The 18,405-nt window shown below is 72.7% G+C and carries 11 protein-coding genes; 3 read left to right on the top strand and 8 right to left on the bottom strand.

Annotated elements, in window-relative coordinates; genetic code table 11:
- Window positions 1-180: 180 nt before the first annotated feature.
- Both OG206_RS08580 and OG206_RS08575 read left to right on the top strand, forming a co-directional pair.
- A complete protein-coding gene (locus OG206_RS08580; RefSeq protein WP_327113916.1) occupies window positions 181-3,768 on the top strand; it encodes a serine protease in 3,588 nt (1,195 codons plus the stop codon).
- 42 nt (window positions 3,769-3,810) lie between these two features.
- The gene (locus OG206_RS08575) at window positions 3,811-4,764 is read left to right on the top strand and encodes a bifunctional riboflavin kinase/FAD synthetase (RefSeq protein ID WP_327113914.1); all 954 of its coding nucleotides are present in this window, start codon (window positions 3,811-3,813) and stop codon (window positions 4,762-4,764) included.
- A 119-nt stretch (window positions 4,765-4,883) separates the two neighbouring features.
- Here the strand turns inward: OG206_RS08575 and OG206_RS08570 are convergent, their stop codons facing one another.
- The 8 genes from OG206_RS08570 to eccE form a co-directional block, all read right to left on the bottom strand.
- Window positions 4,884-5,894 carry an ABC transporter ATP-binding protein gene (locus OG206_RS08570; RefSeq protein ID WP_327113912.1) on the bottom strand — a complete coding sequence of 337 codons (1,011 nt, stop codon included), beginning with the start codon at window positions 5,892-5,894 and terminating at the stop codon, window positions 4,884-4,886.
- Entirely contained in the window at window positions 5,891-6,952 is a 1,062-nt protein-coding gene (locus OG206_RS08565; protein ID WP_327113910.1) for an ABC transporter ATP-binding protein, read from the bottom strand. Before OG206_RS08565 ends, OG206_RS08570 begins: the two co-directional genes overlap by 4 nt.
- A complete protein-coding gene (locus OG206_RS08560) occupies window positions 6,949-7,875 on the bottom strand; it encodes an ABC transporter permease (protein WP_327113908.1) in 927 nt (308 codons plus the stop codon). The genes OG206_RS08565 and OG206_RS08560 overlap by 4 nt, the downstream gene beginning before the upstream one ends.
- Entirely contained in the window at window positions 7,872-8,963 is a 1,092-nt protein-coding gene (locus tag OG206_RS08555; RefSeq protein ID WP_327113906.1) for an ABC transporter permease, read from the bottom strand. The genes OG206_RS08560 and OG206_RS08555 overlap by 4 nt, the downstream gene beginning before the upstream one ends.
- A 3-nt stretch (window positions 8,964-8,966) precedes the next feature.
- Window positions 8,967-10,841 carry an ABC transporter substrate-binding protein gene (locus tag OG206_RS08550; RefSeq protein WP_327113904.1) on the bottom strand — a complete coding sequence of 625 codons (1,875 nt, stop codon included), beginning with the start codon at window positions 10,839-10,841 and terminating at the stop codon, window positions 8,967-8,969.
- 198 nt (window positions 10,842-11,039) lie between these two features.
- Complete coding sequence (locus OG206_RS08545; RefSeq protein ID WP_327113902.1) at window positions 11,040-14,207, bottom strand: SCO5717 family growth-regulating ATPase; 3,168 nt, start codon at window positions 14,205-14,207, stop codon at window positions 11,040-11,042.
- Window positions 14,208-14,563: 356 nt separating this feature from the next.
- Window positions 14,564-15,286, bottom strand: a complete 723-nt coding sequence (locus OG206_RS08540) for a hypothetical protein (protein ID WP_327113900.1) — start codon at window positions 15,284-15,286, stop codon at window positions 14,564-14,566.
- Window positions 15,286-16,638, bottom strand: a complete 1,353-nt coding sequence (eccE, locus tag OG206_RS08535) for a type VII secretion protein EccE (protein WP_327113898.1) — start codon at window positions 16,636-16,638, stop codon at window positions 15,286-15,288. Before eccE ends, OG206_RS08540 begins: the two co-directional genes overlap by 1 nt.
- A gap of 223 nt (window positions 16,639-16,861) precedes the next feature.
- Between eccE and eccB the strand changes: the two genes are divergently transcribed.
- On the top strand, window positions 16,862-18,400 hold the full coding sequence (eccB, locus tag OG206_RS08530; protein WP_327113896.1) for a type VII secretion protein EccB: 1,539 nt from the start codon (window positions 16,862-16,864) through the stop codon (window positions 18,398-18,400).
- Window positions 18,401-18,405: the final 5 nt, after the last annotated feature.

Below are 18,405 nucleotides of genomic sequence, written 5' to 3'. Positions count from 1 at the left end.
GCGGGCAGGCCCCCCAGCCGCTGCCCGCCCCACGATCCCCCTCCCCGGACCATCCCTGTCCACGCGGACCCGTCGATTCACCCCGATGGACGGGCGCTCGGAGCGTCAGGGGGGTGTGAGGGGGGCGCTTTCGCCCCTCGCGTTTCTCGCGCGCATCGCTCGGCATCTACCGTCTGACCCATGGGCAGCGGGGACCGGTCGAAACTTGTGAGAATCTGCGATCAGGCCGGCCGGCCTCGGGGCACCGGGTTCGTCGCGGACGACCGGGGGACCGTCGTCACCAGCCATCAAGCCGTCGCACGGTCGGCCCCGCTGACGCTGCACGCCGCGGACGGCCGCAGCTGCGAGGTCGGCTCCGACGACATCACCGCCCTGCCGGACCTGGGCCTCGCCCTGCTCCGGACCGGCGGACCCGAGTCACTGGGGGTGGAGCCGCTCCCCATCGCCGTACGCGAACAGATCGGCACCGGCACCTACGTGCGCATCGCCGCCCACGGGTGGCGCGAGGCGCGGGTGCTCGGGACGATCCCCGCGACGTACACCGAGGGTGGACGCGAGCATCCCGTGGGCGAGGCGCTCGAACTGGCCCTCGGCACGGACGGGCGCGACGCGCTGCGCTCCGGCGGCGCCGCGGTCGGCGGGCCCGTGACCGACCCCTGTACGGGCGCCGTCCTGGGAGTGCTCTCGACCGCGCTGAGCGCGGGGCGGGAGACGGCCGGGCTCGCCGTGCCGCTGACCGGCGGGGGCCCGCTGGACGAAGTGCTCCGGCGCAACGCGAGCGGTGTCCCGGGATACGGCTGCGACCTCAACCTCGCGGGGGCGCTCCAGCTGACCGCCACCTCGCTCGGTCACGCCGACATCCGCCCCGGCGGCGTCGAGGCCGTCGAGCGCCCACGGATCGGCGCGGAGTTCGCGGCCTTCGAGGCCGGGACGGGACCGGTCCTCGGGCTGGTCGGCGCACCGGGGACCGGCCGCACCACCGAGCTGGCCGCACTGGCCGGCCGCAGGGCCCGCGGGCCCGTCCCCGCCCTCACGCTCTGGCTGCGCGGCGCCGATCTGCTGGCCGACGACACCTCGGTCACCGAGGCCATGACCCGGGCCCTGCAGCGCTCCGGCAGGATCATCACGGCGGCCGGGGCCCGGGGCGACATGGCGGCCGCCACTCCGGAGCGGGTGGCCCGCCTCGCGGCCGATTCGGGAAATCCGCTGCTCGTCGTCGTGGACGGTCCCGAGGAGATGCCGCCGCTGCTGGCCCACCGGCTCGGCGGATGGACCGCGGCGACGGCCGAATGGCTCCTTTTCCACGGCGTCCGGATGGTGGTCGCCTGCCGCCCCGAGCACTGGGAGACCGCCGGTGCGCTGTACCCGCGGGAAGCCCTGCACCGGCCCGAGCGGCCCGCCGCAGGGCTGCCGCCCGCGGTCCGGCTCGGCGACCTCACGACCGGCCAGGCCGAGCTGGCCCGCGAGCGCTACGGCATCCCGCCCGGCACCATCGCACCCGGCCACGACAGACACCCCCTCACGCTGCGCCTGCTCGCCGAGGTGCGGAAGGCCCTGCCCCCGGACGTGCCCGGCACGCCCGGCACCGAGGAGGTCTTCGCCGCCCACCTGGACCTCGCCTGCGTCCGCATCGCCGTCCGGATCGGCGCCCAGTCCGAGCCCAGGCTCCGGGGCACAGCGGTCCGCAGGCTGGCCGCGAAGGTCGCCGGACAGGTCCACGAGGCGGCCAGGCGCTGTCTCGGTCCGGGCCAGGGCGAGCTGGACCGGGAGGCGTTCGAGGAGATCTTCCCCTGGCGTACGGGGTGGGCCTCGGCGGTGCTCACCGAGGGGCTGCTGGTCCCCGCCGGCCGCGGATACCGCTTCGCCCACGAGGAGGTCGGAGACTGGGTGCAGGGCGCCCACCTCGACCTGGACGCCGCCCTGCGCTCCCTCGTGCACCGGTGGCACGCCGAGGAGCAGCCGGACGGGAACGGCCAGGGACCAGGGACCCGGCCTCCGGACCCGGCCGTCCCTCCGGCCGTGGCCGGAGACCCGGACGAGCCCCGCAACCTCCCCGTGCCGCGCCACCGCACCGGCCCCGTGATCCAGGCCATGCTCCTGCTGGAGCGGCGGCAGGGCCCGGCGGCGCTGGCCCACCGGATGGCGGACCTGATCGAGGCCATGGACCGTCTCGGCGCCGAGCCCGGGACGGGTGCCCGGCACCCCGACGCCGCCTGGTGGGCCGCCCGTCTGCTGCGGGAAAGCCTGCTCAGGGTGCCCGACGCGCGTCCCTACCTCGGGGTGCTGCGGGTCCTCACCGGGCGGATCACCCGGCGCTCCCTGTCCGGGGGCGGGCCCGCAGGCCTCGGGCCCTACACGGAGTTCGGGCCGTGGTTCTGGTGCCGGACGCGGCTGCCCGAGCACGACCGGATCGATCTTCTGCGCAGACTGCTGCCCGCCGACGGCGCACCGCGGGCGGACGGCGGCCGGCCCTATCTGGACGCGGTGGCCCGGCGCCTGGCCGCCGACCCGAAAGCCGTGCAGGGACTGCTGTGCCGCTGGTTCACCGACGAGAGCCCGCTGCCCGCCGAGGAGGACGCGCCCGTCCGGCTCACCGTGGCCGCCGCCGCCCAGGCGCTGCTGTACGCCCGCCGGGACCTCGCCGTCGACGACCTGACCGAGGCGCTCGTCGACACCTCCCACCCCCGCGCCGCCGAACTGCTCTCCGCGCTCGCCGAGGACGAGCCGTCGGCCCTGTGCAGGGCCGTCAGCCGCTGGGCGCGCGACGAGGAGCGGCCCGGACGGCGCGCCGCGGCGGCCGTCCACGGCACGCTCGCCGCCGCACGTACTCTCACCTCTGCCGACCGCACCCTGCTGCGCGGCGCGGCGCTCACCCTGTTGGCCCGCCCGGACGACACCGCCCTGCACGCGCGGGCCCTCACCGTCCTGGTCCGCGACCCGGGCACCGGCGGCCGCTACCTGCCGCAGGCGCTTCGGATCTTCGCGACCGGCGACCCACGGCTGCCGGTGTCCTTGCTGACGGAGGTGTTCCCGAGGTACCCCCAACCCGTGCTCGAGGCGCTGCGCGCCCGGCTGTCGCTGCCCGGTGAGGCCGCCGACGCGGTGCTGAGGGAGCTGGCGGGTCTGGACACCCCCGCCCTGGCGCTGCACGCGCCGGGGCTCGTACGCCGGTACATCGACAGCCGTCCCGGGGGCGAGGGCGGGGCGCAGACCGCCGCGTACGTGGAGCTGAGGCTGGAGCACAGCCCGGCCGCCCGCGCGCTCCTGCTGCCCCTGGTGACCGGCCTGCTGCGGGACCGCCCCGCACCGCCGTCGGTGCGGGCCGCTCTGGCCCGCGTGCTCGCCGCACCAGGGAGCGCCGCGTCCAGGCCGCTGCGCGCCGAGCTGCTGGAGGTCCTGCTGGAGTTCGAACAGAACACCGGGAGGGACCCCGAGGTCCTCGAAGCGCTGCTGCGGGCCGCGGCGGCCGGTTCCGGACGCCGTCCCGAGGCGCGCACACGGGCCCTGGTGCACCGCACGGGCCTGCTCCTCGTCCGGACGCCGGAGGGGGCGGCCCGCTTCGACCGCGGGATCGTCGAACTCGCCCGGGAGGTTCCCGGATTCGCGGCCCTCGTCAGCGGATGGCTGGCCGACGCTCCGCAGGAATGGGCCGCCGTTGTGGGCCCCTCCGCCCGCCGGACGACCCAGGCGCCGGACGCTCCGAGGCCCGGGATCCAGATGCCGATGCAGGCTGCGGGGTGTGAGCATGGCAGTCTTAGACCTGCGTAATGACATACACACGTACACAGGTTCGGGCGAGGAGCGGTCACAGTGCAGTGCTGGCGTGGCTTGGAGGACATCCCCGAGGGATGGGGACGCAGCGTCGTCACCATCGGCTCCTACGACGGGGTGCACCGTGGGCACCAGCTGATCATCGGCCGTGCCGTGGAGCGGGCACGCGAGCTCGGCGTGCCCTCCGTCGTCGTCACCTTCGATCCGCATCCGAGTGAGGTCGTCCGCCCCGGCGCGCATCCGCCGCTGCTCGCCGCGCACACGCGGCGTGCCGAGCTGATGACGGAGCTGGGGGTGGACGCGGTGCTGATCCTGCCGTTCACCGCCGAGTTCTCGAAGCTCGCGCCCTCCGAGTTCATCGCGAAGGTGCTCGTCGACAAGCTCCACGCGCGGCTGGTCATCGAGGGGCCGAACTTCCGGTTCGGTCACAAGGCGGCGGGCAACGTCACGCTCCTGGCCGAGCTCGGCCCGGCGTACGACTACAAGGTCGAGGTCATCGACCTCTTCGTCAGCGGTGAGGCGGGCGGCGGCGAGCCGTTCTCGTCCACGCTGACCCGCCGCCTCGTCGCCGAGGGCGACGTCGAGGGGGCGGCGGAGATCCTCGGCCGTCCGCACCGGGTGGAGGGCATCGTGGTGCGCGGCGCGCAGCGCGGCCGCGACCTGGGCTACCCCACGGCGAACGTGGAGACCCTGCCGCACACCGCGATCCCGGCCGACGGCGTCTACGCCGGCTGGCTGACCGCGAACGGCGAGGTGATGCCCGCCGCGATCTCCGTCGGCACGAACCCGCAGTTCGACGGGACCGAGCGGACCGTCGAGGCGTACGCGATCGACCGCGTCGGTCTCGACCTGTACGGGCTGCACGTGGCGGTGGACTTCCTCGCCTATGTGCGCGGCATGCTGAAATTCGATTCGATCGACGACCTGCTGGTCGCCATGGCAGCCGACGTGAAGCGGTGCGGCGAGCTGATCGCGGCGTACGAGCGGTCCTGACGCCCGCCGCACACCGTACAGCGGTGCCGGGCGGCCGGGGGCGTTCCCCGCGGACCGTCCGGCACGACTCCGGGCCCGGCACGTGGCGTGCCGGGCCCGGAGTCCTGTCAGGACGACGTTCAGGGCACCGCGGGTGCCTCGGCCGCTCGGGCCGCCGCCCAGTGGCAGGCGACGCCGGTCCGGCCGTCGCCCTCCAGCACCGGCAGGTCCTTCGTGCGGCACGCGTCGGCGACCCCGGCCCGCTCAGCCTCGCCCGAGGCGAGGATCTGGCAGCGGGCGTGGAAGCGGCAGCCGGACGGGACCTTCGAGGGGTCCGGCGGCTCGCCCGTCAGGATGACCGGCTCCCCGTCCGCCTCCGGCAGCACGGACAGCAGCGCCTGGGTGTACGGATGCCGGGGGGCCGTGAGGATCTGCTCCACATCACCCGTCTCCACGATCCGGCCGAGATACATCACCGCGACCCGGTCGGCGATGTTCCACGCCAGCCCCAGGTCGTGTGTCACCACCAGCGCCGACAGCCCAAGCTCGTCGCGCAGCCGCAGCAGAAGCGCCAGGATCTCGCCCCGCACGGAGGCGTCCAGCGAGGCGACCGGCTCGTCCGCGACGATGAGCTCCGGCTCCAGGACCAGGGCGCCCGCGATCACGACGCGCTGGCGCTGCCCGCCCGACAGTTCGTGCGGGAAGCGCAGGAAGAACCGCTCCGGGGGCCGTAGCCCAGCGCGCGACAGGGCCCCGGACACGGCAGCCCGCTCGTCGCCCGTGTAACCGTGGATACGCAGGCCCTCCGCCACCGCGTCGTAGACGGTGTGGCGCGGGTTGAGCGAGCCGCTCGGGTCCTGGAGCACCAGCTGCACGCGCTTGCGGTACGCCTTGAGCGCCCGGCCCCTGTAGTCGAGCGGTTCGCCACCGAACGTGACCCGGCCGGCGGTGGGCGGGACGAGGCCCAGCAGGGACCGGGCCAGCGTCGTCTTCCCGCAGCCCGACTCGCCGACCAGGGCGACGATCTCGCCGGGCCGGATGTCGAGGTCCACGCCGTCCACCGCACGCGCGGTCGCCGCCCCGCGCCGGCCGGGGAAGGCGACCTCCAGAGACTCGGCGCTGAGCAGCGGGGCCGGGGGAGTCGTGGTCATGAGGTGCTCCTTGCTTCCTCGGTGCCGGCGTGCGGTGCCGGCCCCGGGGTGACGTCCGCTTCCACCAGCACGCAGGCTGCCCGCCGTGCGGGGCCGGCGTGCCGCAGTTCCTGGTCCTGTGTGGCACAGGAATCCAGCGCCGCCGCGCAGCGCGGATGGAACGTGCAGCCCGAGGGCAGGGCCGAGGGGTCCGGCGGGTCGCCCGGCAGCCCGCGGGGCGCGTGCCGGGACGCGAGGTCGCCGATGCGCGGGAAGGCGGCCGACAGAGCACTTCCGTACGGGTGCCTGGCGCTCTCGTACACCTGCTTGGCCGGGCCCTCCTCGACGACCCGGCCGGCGTACATCACCGAGAGCCGGTCGCAGGTGTCGGAGAGCACCGCCAGGTCGTGGCTGATCATGATCAGCCCCAGGTCCTGCTCGCTGACGAGCTGCTCGATCAGCCGCAGGATCTGAGCCTGGATCATCACGTCGAGAGCCGTGGTGGGCTCGTCGGCGATGACCAGCCGCGGGTCGCAGGCGAGCGCCATCGCGATCATCACGCGCTGGCGCTGCCCCCCTGACAGCTCGTGCGGATACGCGTCCGCGCGGGCGGCCGGCAGGCCCACCTGCTCCAGCAGCTCACCTGCGCGCCGACGAGCGGCGGCGGGCGTCGCCCTGCGGTGCAGCAGGATCGGTTCGGCGATCTGGTCCCCGATGCGGTGCACGGCGTTCAGCGAGTGCATCGCGCCCTGGAAGACGATCGACGCCCCTGCCCAGCGCACGGCGCGCAGCCGCCCCCACTTCATGGTGAGGACGTCCTCGCCGTCGAGCAGGATCTCCCCGCTCATGGTCGCCGAGGCGGGCAGCAGCCGGAGCAGCGCCAGCGCCAGCGTCGACTTCCCGCAGCCGGACTCCCCGGCGATCCCGAGTTTCTGGCCGGCCTCGACCCGCAGGTCGACGCCGCGGACGGCGGGGACCGCGGAGGCCCCGGAACCGTAGGTGACGTGCAGGTTCCGGACGTCGAGCAACGGCTGCCCGGTCTCCGGCCTCTCCACGCTCTCTGTCTTCACAGCGGTCAACGGGACACCCCCAGCTTGGGGTTGAGCACGGATTCGATGGTGCGGCCGCACAGCGTGAACGCGAGGGCGACGACCGCGATGGCGAGTCCGGGCGGAGCGAGGTACCACCAGTTCCCGGAGCTGACCGCTCCGGCCTCACGGGCGTCCTGGAGCAGCCCGCCCCAGGAGACGATCGTCGGATCGCCGAGCCCGAGGAAGGCGAGGGTCGCCTCGGTGAGGATGGCGGTGGAGATCACGAGGGTGGTCTGCGCGAGCACGAGGGGCATCACGTTCGGCAGCACGTGGCGGGACATGATGTGGCCGTGCCCGCCGCCGAGCGCCTTGGACCGTTCGATGTACGGACGGGACTCCACGGACAGCGTCTGCGCCCGCACGAGCCGTGCCGTCGTCGGCCAGGTCGTGACGCCGATGGCGAGGATCGTCGTCCAGAGCGACCGTGAGAGCACCGTCGCCAGCGCGATGGCGAGCACCAGCGTCGGCATCACCAGGAACCAGTCGGTGATCCGCATGACGACGTTGCCGTACCACCCCTTGAAGTGGCCTGCCGTGATGCCCACCAGCGTCCCGATGGCCACCGAGAGGAACGCGGCGAGCAGACCCACCGTCAGCGAGACCCGCGTCCCCCACACGAGCAGGGCGAGCAGGCTGCGTCCGAACTGGTCGGTACCGAGGGGGAACTCGGCGCTCGGCGACTCCAGGGGGCCGCCGGGGGCGTCGGTGACGCTCTGCGAGTCCGCCCCGACGAGCAGCGGGGCGGCCAGCGCGATCAGGGCGATGAGGGCGAGCACGGTGAGGCCGGCCAGTCCCGCCCGGTGCGTGCGGTACTGCTGCCAGAAGCGTGCCGCCGCCTGTCGCCTTCGGGCCCGGGCGAGGGCGCGCGGGCCGATGGCCGGTGCGGCGTCGGTCGTGGTCGTGGTCGTCATCGGCCCACCCGGGGATCGAGGAGCGGATAGAGCACATCGGCGAGCGTGTTCATCAGGATCACCGCGGCGGCGAACACGAAGAACAGCGCCTGCACGAGTGGCAGGTCGGGCACGCTGAGCGCCTGGTAGAACAGGCCGCCCAGGCCCGGCCAGGAGAACACCGTCTCCACCAGGATGGCGCCCGCCACCGTGTTGCCCAGGTTGACGAAGAGCAGGGTCACCGTCGGCAGCATGGCGTTGGGTACGGCGTGCCGACGGCGTACGAGGTCGTCGCGCAGCCCCTTGGCCCGGGCCGTCGTCAGGTAGTCGCTGCCCATCTCGTCGAGCAGCGAGGAGCGCATCACCAGGAGGGTGCGCGCGTACTCGACGGCGACGAGGGTGACGACGGGCAGCACCAGATGGTGGGCCACGTCCATGACGTACGCGAAGCCGGTCTCGCTGCCTGACTCCATGCCTCCGGTCGGGAACATGCCGGGGATCGGCCCGATGCCCACCGACAGGGTGATGATCAGGAGCAGGCCGAGCCAGAACGAGGGCACCGAGTACAGCGTCAGGGCGAAGGCGGTGTGGAAGCGGTCGCCGGCCGAGCCGTTGCGCCAGGCGGACCTGGCGCCCAGCCAGATGCCGATCGCGGTGTAGATCACGAAGGCGGTGCCGGTGAGCAGCAGCGTCGCGGGCAGTGCCTCGCTGATCTTGTCCATGACCGGCGCGTGGAACTGGTACGACGTGCCGAAGTCCCCGGTCAGGGCCTTGCCGCAGTATTCGGTGAACTGCTGCCAGAGTGGCAGGTCCAGGCCGAATTCCTTGCGCATCGCGGCGATCTGCTCGGTCGAGACCTGCCGGCCGCCGGTCATCTGCTTGACCGGGTCGCCGGGGATCAGACGGAACAGGAAGAAGCTGGTGACGAGCACGGCGAACAGCGAGACGGCCGCACCGGCCAGCTTGCCCGCCGCATAGCGGAGATAAGCGGTCGTGCTGCGGGCGCGAGGACTGCGGGCCGACGGCCCGGCCGGAGCCGGACCGTCGGTCGCAACAGCGTCCACGCCCGCCGCGCCCTTCAGGAGCGCGGGAGTGCTTTCTGTGCTCATGGACTATTCACGGTCTTCCGCGGTGGAACGACGACGCATGGCGAACAGGAGCCCGCCACCGGCGAGGACGACTACGGCGACACCGACACCGATGAGGACCCCGGTGGAGCTGCCACTGCCGCCGGACGAGTCGCCCGACGCACCGGCGGCCGGCACCGCCGACCACCAGCTCCAGTAGCCGTCCTGACCGAAGATGTTGCCCGCGTCCGACGGCATGGTCGTGATGGACTTGATCTGGTCGGTCCGGTAGGCCTCGACGGCATTCGGGTACGCCATGACGTTCATGTACCCCGTGTCGTACAGCCGCGACTCCATCTGCTTGACGAGGTCGGCCCGTTTGGCGGGGTCGTATTCGGCCAGCTGCTTCGCGTAGAGCTCGTCGTACTGCTTGTCGCAGATGAAGTTGTCGGTCGCGGCGGATTCCTTCGCCTTGGCCGGCAGCGCCGCGCAGGTGTGGATCGACATGACGAAGTCGGGGTCCGGGTTGACGGACCAGCCGTCGAAGGCGAGGTCGTACTCGCCCGCGTACCAGGGGTCCGAGACGTTGTCGCGGCAGTCGACCTTCAGGCCGACGCCGAGGTCGCCCCACCACTCCTGGAGGTATTTGCCGATCGCCTTGTCGTTCGGGTCCGTGGCGTGGCACAGGATGCGGAAGTCGAGCGGCTTGCCGTCCTTGCCCGCCCGCTTGCCGTCGCTGTTCTTCTTGTAGCCCGCCTCGTCGAGGAGCGCCCCCGCCTTGGCGGGGTCGAAGGCGTGCTTCTGATCGGCCGCCGGCTTCCAGAAGTACGAGCCGTAGCGGGGCGGGATGTAGCCCTCACCCTCTATGGCGTGGCCCTGGAAGACCTTGTCGATGATGGTGGTGCGGTCCACCGCCATGAAGAGCGCCTGACGGACCTTCTGGTCCAGCAGCGCCGCGTGCCCGTCACCGAACTTCTTGCCGTCCTTGGTCCGCGCGCCCGGATTGGTGGCCAGGGCGTAGAAGCGCCGGCCGGGGGCGTCGTTCACCTTGATGTTCTCGGCCGTCTTCAGGGACGCGGCCTGGGCGGGGGTCAGGCTCGGGCTGCCGGCGACGAAGGAGACTTCACCCTTTCGGAGGGCGGCGACGGCGGCGTCCTGGTCCTTGTAGTAGCGGAAGACCAGCTCGTCGAACTTCGGCGCACCGCGCCAGAAGTCCTTGTTGGCCTTGAGCTTCACATAGCTGTCGACCTTGTAGTCCGTCAGGATGAACGGACCGTTCCCCACGATCGGGAACTTCGTGTCGTTGTTGAACTTGGAGAAGTCGCCGACCTTCTCCCACACGTGCTTGGGCACGATCGGCACGTCGAGCGCCGTCATCGTCGCCTGAGGCTGCTTCAGCTCTATGACCAGCTTGTCCGGGCTGGGAGCCGTCACCTTCCTGAAGTTGGAGACGAAGCTGCCGTTCGAGGTCGCCGCACCCTCGTCGGTCATCATCGTGTTGAAGGTCCACGCCGCGTCCTCTGCGGTGGCCTTCTCGCCGTCCGACCACTTCGAGTCGGACCGGATCGTGTACGTCCACGTCAGCTTGTCGGCCGACGGCTCCCACGCCGTGGCCAGCCCGGGAATCGTGTGGTTGTCCTTGGCGTCGTAGTTCGTCAGGAAGTCGTACATCAGCCGGTGGATGCTCGTGGAGAGCAACCGCTGTGCGAGGAACGGGCTCAGGGAGTCCACGCTCTGCGCGACCGCGACCGTGAGCGTCGACGTGCCGTCGGCGGCGTGCGCCTCCTGGGGGGCGGGGGCAAGCGGGTTGCCGGGCACGACCGATCCGGCGGCCAGGGCCAGAGCGGCCGCGCCGGAAGCGAGAAGGACGCGCAGGCGGCCGCGTGGGCGGGACGGGTGTGGAGGGACTCTTGTGACCATAGGACGTGGACCTCGCGTCATGACTCGCATGGTGAAGGCGGGCAGATCTCTGGTTCGCCAGCTGGTGAAGCGAAGGTTTATCAGCGGCGGTCGAGTCGCGTCAACGGTCGTCCAAACCGCGTGTGGGCTGCGGGAATGCGATGAGGGCCCGCACCGGGTGAACGGTGCGAGCCCTCATTGGTTTAGACCTCTACTGCCTTACTGCTGAGGCGCCGAAGGCGGCTGCGGAGGGTATTGCTCCCGGCCTGCCGGCGGAACCGGGCCTCGCAGTTCGGGCTGCCCGGACTGATTGGCCTGGCCGTCGTGGTGCGCGGGGGCCGGAGGCGCTCCGGCGGGCGCCACTCCGGGCTGCCCCTGGGCAGACGGCGGTTGCTGCTGCCATCCGCCGGGCTGGGCGCCCGGAGCGGGGTGCGGCGGGTACGGCTGCCGGGGCACGGCGGTCTGCGGCGGCTGCTGCCCGTACTGCGGCTGTCCCCCGTACGGCTGCTGGGGCGGATACGGCTGACCGGGGTACGGCTGAGGGGGATACGGCTGCCCCGGCTGCGGCTGACCGGGGTAGGGGCCGCCCGGCTGCTGCTGCGGCGCGTACTGCTGCTGTGCGACTCCCGGCTGACCGGGCGTCTGCTGTCCCGGCATCGGCGGCGCGAACTGCGGCGGCGGGCTGCTGCCGTCGGACGTCCACAGACCCTGCTGCTGCTGGGCACGCTGGAAGTCCTCCGCCACGAGCGCGGACAGGTTGAAGTACGCCTCACGGGTCTTCGGGCGCATCATGTCGAGGTCGACCTCGGCACCCGCCGACAGGTGCTCGTCGAACGGCACCACCACGACGCCGCGGCAGCGCGTCTCGAAGTGCTGCACGATGTCGTCGACCTTGATCATTTTTCCGGTCTCACGCACACCGGAGATGACGGTCAGGGAGCGCTGTACCAGATCCGCGTATCCGTGCGCCGACAGCCAGTCCAGCGTGGTGGACGCGCTCGACGCGCCGTCGACGGAGGGCGTGGAGATGATGATCAGCTGGTCGGCGAGGTCCAGTACCCCGCGCATCGCGCTGTAGAGCAGGCCGGTCCCCGAGTCGGTGAGGATGATCGGGTACTGCTTGCCCAGGACGTCGATCGCCCGGCGGTAGTCCTCGTCGTTGAAGGCCGTGGAGACCGCGGGGTCGACGTCGTTGGCGATGATCTCCAGACCGGAAGGCGCCTGCGAGGTGAAACGGCGGATGTCCATGTACGAGTTCAGGTACGGGATCGCCTGGACCAGGTCGCGGATCGTCGCCCCGGTCTCGCGGCGCACCCGGCGGCCGAGCGTGCCGGCGTCAGGGTTGGCGTCGATGGCGAGGATCTTGTCCTGCCGCTCGGTGGCCAGGGTCGATCCGAGAGCGGTCGTCGTCGTGGTCTTGCCGACGCCGCCCTTGAGGCTGATGACCGCGATCCGGTAGCAGGACAGGACCGGGGTGCGGATCAGTTCCAGCTTGCGCTGCCGCTCGATCTCCTCCTTCTTGCCGCCCAGCTTGAAGCGTGAGGCACCGGAGGGCGTACGGCTGCTCTTGGCCTTCTGCTTGCCCCGGACGAGCCGGTCCGACGAGAGTTCCACCGCGGCCGTGTAACCGAGCGGGGCGCCCGGTACGGAACGCTCCCGCTGGTCGTGGGTGACCGCGGTCGGCCACGCGGAGCCGGTACGGGGGTCGACGGGAGCCTGGGGCTGGTAGGCCTCGGGCTGCTGCTGCTGCTGCGCGGCGGGGGCGGGGAGGTTCGGGGTGCCCTGGGCCGGCTGCTGCGGGATCTGCGCCGGGAGCGGCTGCTGCCCCGGTGCGGGGAAATGAGGAGGCTGCGGGGTCTGCGGTGCGGGGAACCCGTAACCGCTCTGTGGAGCGGGCGCGGCGGGCTGCTGGGCGCCCTGGGGGAAGCCGTATCCGCCGTAGTGCGGTGCGGCAGGGGGCAGTTGGGGTGAGCCCTGGGCGGGGATCTGCTGCGGGGGTGCCTGCGGAGCCGGGAAACCGTAGCCGCCCTGCTGGGCGCCCTGGGGGAAGCCGTATCCGCTGTGCTGCGGTGGGCCAGGGGGCAGTTGGGATGCGACGCCCTGGGCCGGGACCGGCTGCGGAGGTGCCTGCGGGAAGCCGTAGCCGCCCTGCGGCGCGGCCGCGTCGGGGTGGGCGGGCGGCTGCGGCGGCGCCGGAGGTGCGGGGCGGGCCGGCGGGGCGGCTACGGCGGGTGTCTGCGGGGATCCGTACCCTCCCGGCGTTTCGCCCGGCCGCGCGGGCTCCGGCTGCTGGGCGGGCCACCGTGCCGCGGGCTGCGGCGCGTTCGCCTGCGGGGCGGCAGGCTGGAAGGAGGGCGGCAGGGGCGGCAGAGCACCCTGCGCGGGCGCCCCCGGTGACCACGGGGCCGGTACGTTCGACGGCACGGCGTCCTGGGGCGCGTCGGCTGACGGAGGCGCACCCACGTGTGACGACGGGTTCGCATCGGCCGCTGGAGCCTGTGCCGTGTCCCCCGGCGCGGCGTCCGGCACCGCGTCCGCGGGCTCGTCGCCTGCCTGTGCGCCGTCCGCCTGCGCGTCGTTTGCCGCCGGTGCCGGTGCCGGTGCCGGTGCCGGTGCCGTTGCGCTGTCGGGCGCCCCGGCCTCGTCGGCCTCGGCGTCCTTCTCCGTGTCGGGAATGGCGGCGCCGTCGCCGGCCCCGGATTCCACCTCGCCCGTCTGCGGTGCCGTGGTGACGGCACCGTCCGGGGACGATGCGGCATCGGACGGTCCGGCAGACGAGGACGCGGCCTCGTGCGTGTCCGTACCGGACGGGGCGGCTGCCTCCGGCGGGACGGACGCGGGCGTCACGGGCGCGGTGGTTGCCGACGCGGGCTCGGCGGCTCCGTCCGCGGCACCGGGGCGGGACACGGCCGATTCGGCCTCGGCGGCCGCCTCACGCTCCGCGATCTCCCGCTTCAGCGCGGCGGGCGAGAAGCGCATGGTGGCCCCGCTCTCCACGTCGCCGCCTCCGAACGCACCGGACGGCCCGCTCCCCACGGGCGGCTCCGCCGAGGCGGAGACCGGGGACGCCGGCTCGGCGGGTGAAGGCGCCGGCCGTACCGGGGACGCCGACTGAGCCGGAGGGCCCGGCTGCACCGGGGGCCAGCCCGGTTCGAATCCCCCGGATGCCGGCAGGCCCGGCACGGAGACCGGCGCGCCGTTCGGCGGCGGCGGCGCGAGGTGCGACCCCGCTCCGCCCGACGTGTCCCCGGACGCGTTCTGCGTGTACCAGGCGGGCGGGGTGTAGTCGATGGTGAACTCACCCGTCATCTCTGCGGGCTCCGCGTCGGACGACTCGTCGACGGGCGTGTTCCATCCCCCGCGGATCTCGTCCCGATCGCCGTTCACTTTGCCTCCTGGTGTGGTCGAGCACCCTTGTGCCGTGGTGGGTGGGGGCGACCGTTCCCGTGGTGCGATCCGCCCGGCTCTCCCCCTTGCGACGCGCAGTGCCTGCCCGCAGGTTCCTCTGCCGCGCACCCACCACCCTAATCGCCACAGGGCGCACTACGGCAGGCCGTACCGCAAGGGAAGAACTGTCCAGTAGGTCACGTCACGCCACAAGTGAACCAAGTGTGAAGGAGCAGCTGCAGAGAAGTGGTCGAAAACGTACATCTGCCCGCGAAATGAGGGCTGTTCCGCGCATGCCCTTCAGGGGTGCATCCGCCCCGGCACGCCCCTCAGGGCATCCGTCCCACGGGAACGGCTCAGTCCATCCGCCGGGCGCCGCCCAGCAGCCCCGACTCGGCATCGGTGGCCTGGGTCATCACGAACTGCCGGTCCCCGCCCGAACACCACAGGGTGACGCCGTCGGCGAGCGTGGACAGCGCCTGGGTCTCGGCGGCCGACAGGTTCAGGATCCGTCCGATCTGTGCGGCCTCGTCCGGAGAGACGCGCTGCACGCCCACGAGCGCGGACTTGTCCATCAGTCGTGGGGCCACCGGGCTCAGGTAGGGAAGCAGGGTCACCACGGACTGCCAGGGCCCGGCCACCACACGTCCTCGCGGCGGACGCATCCCGCAGTCCCGCACCACGACCACCGGAGAGCCGGCCGACGCGCCCTGCGGCGGCACCCGCCCCACGTCGTGCAGCGAGATGCACGGCTGTCCGCCGCCCGCCGCCTGCGCGAGAGCCGTCCAGGCCTGCGCGCGGCCGGTCTCCACGGCGATTCGCGCCCCCGTCGCCGCCGACCGCAGGGCGAGCACCTGCGCGGTCCACAGCCCGCCGATGAGCGTGACCTCGTACGGCGTGGGCCGGTTGACGCCCAGCACGGCCGGGCGCCCCTCCGCGTCCACACCGATGACCGTGCCGTCGTCCCCGACGGGCACGGCGAGCGAGGCCAGTTCGTCGTACGACACCGTGTGCCGGCCCCGTCGGGGGCCGATGAGACCGAATCCCAGCCGGGACCTGGCGCTCGTGCCTGCGGACATCAGCGGGTACCCCCGAGCGGCAGAGTGGCGAGCACGCCGGGCACCTGTTCGCGGTCCAGCCTGACCAGGGACGCCTTGACGCCACGCGCGGTGCGCTCGAGTTCATGACGGGCGGCGAGGAGTTCCTCGTCGCTGCGCCCGGTGATGCGGAGGTGCCCCGTGACCGAGACCGCCGAACGGGCGCCGTGCCCCAGGGTCAGGCTGAACGTCGTGGCGAGCGCCGGGATGGAGGTGAGCAGGGCGACCAGCTGCGGCATCGACGCACCGCCGCCACCGAGATTCGGCCAACGGCTCACCCAGTAACTGGTGTGCCAACGGTCGTCGCAGCGCCAGGTGCGCGAGGTCTCCTCCGTGCGGCGGCCCGGTGTCTCCGTGCGGCCGGCCTGCGCCATGGCCAGCGGGCTCACGCACGCCGACGTCGCGATCGCCGACGTCAGCTCCTGTTCCGTCAACACGGTGGCACGGAAACCCGCACCCGTCAGCCGGCTGGCCAGCTGGTCGGCCGCGCGCACCGCGCACTTCTGCGCGCCGACGACCCCGCCGCCCCGCGCCTCCACGGCCTCCGGGCAGAGCTCGGGGTCGAGCTTCAGCGCGATCCAGGTGATCCGTAGCGCCGGCGATCCCGTCTGCGCCTGCAACGGCGCGTAGTTGCGCGCCGCGACCGACTGCGACGGCAGGTGCGGAGCCGGAGCGGGCTGGGTGTGCTGCACTATCTGTGCGGACTCCAGCCGGATCCCGTCGACCTCCAGCACCTCACGCACGAGGCTCAGGGGCAGCGGCCGCGCCGAGCGGTCGGGCCGCAGCGCGGTGGCGTCCGACTCCACCTGGACCACGGCGGAGAGGTAGGTGCCGTCGCCGATCATCCCGACCGGGCGCCGGTCGCGGTCGCTGAACGAGTAGGTACGCAGGGCCGGTTCGGCCTCCACCGCGGGGGCCAGTCCGGGTTCCGTTCCCACCGGGAGTGTCAGGGAGGCCGCTCGCCTGGTGCGGGCGCGCAGGGCGAAGACGGTGCCCAGCCACTCCGGCAGCGAACGGCGGTGGCGGCGGACCACGGCGAGCAGCACGAGGACCGTGGCGAGGACACCGGCGGGCATGAGCAGCAGCGGATCGGTCACCCAGGCAGCCACGAGCAGCGCTGCCGCGATTTCGATCAGTACGAGTTGTTGCAATCGGAACGAACCGATCTGTCCGGCACGTCCGTTCAGCCGCGGAGCGACCGCTCCGCCGGGTCCCTGGGGGCCGCTGGGGGAGGTGCGTGGACCGTTGCCGGAGGCGCCCCGCCGGCCCGCTCCGGACCCTCCGGACGGCCGGGTGTTCCCGGCCGGACGTGTCCGCGTCGTGGAAGCCATCATTCCGGCATTCCCCCGTTCATAAGGCCCCAACTCCACCCGATCGCCCCGCTCCCGCCGGGGCTTCGGCGGCTGGATCACCCTACCCGCCCCATCGGTGCGCGCGGTCAGCAGGCATAGTAGGGGCCGGTCCGGCACCAGGGTCCGGCATCCGGGTCCGGCACAGGGGGCGGGAACGCCCGCGCTCCCGGGCCGCGCGGGGAGACACGGGGAGACAGACACACTCATGGCATCACGGCGGGACGAGCTCAACGCGTACACCTTTGCGAAGAAGCGCACGGTGGCCGCATTCCTCCAACCCTCGCCCACGGGTTCCGAGGAGGGCGCCCCGCGGCCCCTGCGAGCCGTCGTCCCGAGCCTGATCGTGGGAGCGCTGGTCATGGCAGGCTTCGGCGCCTGGGGGATGTTCAAGCCCACCGCGCCCAAGGGATGGGACAAGCCGTACGCCAAGGTGATCGTCGGCAAGAAGTCCACCACCCGGTACGTCGTCCTCGAGACGGGTGAGGGCAAGCAGAAGAGGACCCTGCTGCACCCCGTGCTGAACCTCGCCTCGGCCCGGCTCCTCCTCACGCCCCAGCAGTTCGACGTCATCCAGGTCAGCGACGACATCCTCGACGCGGGCAAGCCTCCGCGCGGCCCGATCCTCGGTATCCCGTACGCCCCCGACCGGTTGCCGGACGAGATGGACGCGGGCCGCGCCAAGCGGTGGGCGGTCTGCGAACAGCCCGGTGGCAAGGGCAACACCGTGCAGAAGGCGGCCTTCGTCTTCGCGGAACGGGACAACGGGCTGACCGACGGCGCGAACCGCCTCGACGGCGGCCAGGTGCTCTACGTCCAGGGCCAGGACAGGACCCGCTACCTCGTCGACGCGAGCGGCTCCAAATACCGCGTCGACGAGACGGCGGACGACAACGGCTTCCTGACGAGCGCCCTCGTCGGCAGCACGCGGCCGCAGGCCGTGACCGACGACTGGCTGGCCACCCTCCACGAGGGCAGCCCGCTCGTCTTCCCGCGGATCCCCGGCACGGTCGGCGCGCCCGCGCACATCAAGGGCCAGCTGTCCGCCGAGGAGGACAGGGTCGGGATGGTCCTGCGGACCACGACGGGCGAGGGCACCGCCTACTACGTCGTCCTCGACGGCAAGGTCCAGCCGGTCTCCCAGTTCACCGCCTGGCTGCTGACCAGCTCACCCCAGACCGCGACGCTCAACCTGGCCGGCGAGGCCCGAGCCGTCGGTCTGCAGGACTTCGTCCCGGACACGCGGACCTTCGCGGGCCAGGCCGCCCACTGGCCCGCCCACCGGGCCAAGCAGGTCAACTCGGCCGGCGGCGGCCGGGACACCGTGTGCAGTGTGCTGCGCAAGGTCGACGACAAGGGCCGGACGACACTGAGCACCTGGGCAGGCACCGCCTACCCGGCCGCCATCAACGCCGGGGGCACCAGCACCTACGTCACCCCGGGCAGCGGCCTGCTCTACACACAGGTCCGGGGCCGGCAGTCCAGGCCCGACGGATCGCTCTTCCTGGTGACCGACACGGGACTGCGCTACGCGGTCCAGGCGAACGGCGACAGCGACGCCCAGCGCTCCGACATCGGCACCGGAGGCCAGAAGACCCAGGACGGCAGGCCCGAGCCCAGCCAGGCGCAGGTCAGGCTGGGCTACGAGAAGGTGACCCCCTCGCTCGTGCCGATCGCCTGGTCCGAGTTCCTGTCCAAGGGGCCCAGGCTCGACACCAACAGCGCACGCCAGCCCCAGGGCTCCTAGGGCCT

This window comes from Streptomyces sp. NBC_01341 (genome assembly GCF_035946055.1).
Taxonomy (GTDB): domain Bacteria; phylum Actinomycetota; class Actinomycetes; order Streptomycetales; family Streptomycetaceae; genus Streptomyces.
Note: the sequence above shows the minus strand (reverse complement) of the source record. Positions and strands in the feature narration are given on the sequence as shown.

Coding starts and splice junctions, on each gene's coding strand:
- OG206_RS08570 (WP_327113912.1), bottom strand. CDS start 5,894: ATGACCACGACTCCCCCGGCCCCGCTGCTCAGCGCCGAGTCTCTGGAG.
- eccE (WP_327113898.1), bottom strand. CDS start 16,638: ATGATGGCTTCCACGACGCGGACACGTCCGGCCGGGAACACCCGGCCG.
- OG206_RS08550 (WP_327113904.1), bottom strand. CDS start 10,841: ATGGTCACAAGAGTCCCTCCACACCCGTCCCGCCCACGCGGCCGCCTG.
- OG206_RS08555 (WP_327113906.1), bottom strand. CDS start 8,963: ATGAGCACAGAAAGCACTCCCGCGCTCCTGAAGGGCGCGGCGGGCGTG.
- eccB (WP_327113896.1), top strand. CDS start 16,862: ATGGCATCACGGCGGGACGAGCTCAACGCGTACACCTTTGCGAAGAAG.
- OG206_RS08540 (WP_327113900.1), bottom strand. CDS start 15,286: ATGTCCGCAGGCACGAGCGCCAGGTCCCGGCTGGGATTCGGTCTCATC.
- OG206_RS08580 (WP_327113916.1), top strand. CDS start 181: ATGGGCAGCGGGGACCGGTCGAAACTTGTGAGAATCTGCGATCAGGCC.
- OG206_RS08560 (WP_327113908.1), bottom strand. CDS start 7,875: ATGACGACCACGACCACGACCGACGCCGCACCGGCCATCGGCCCGCGC.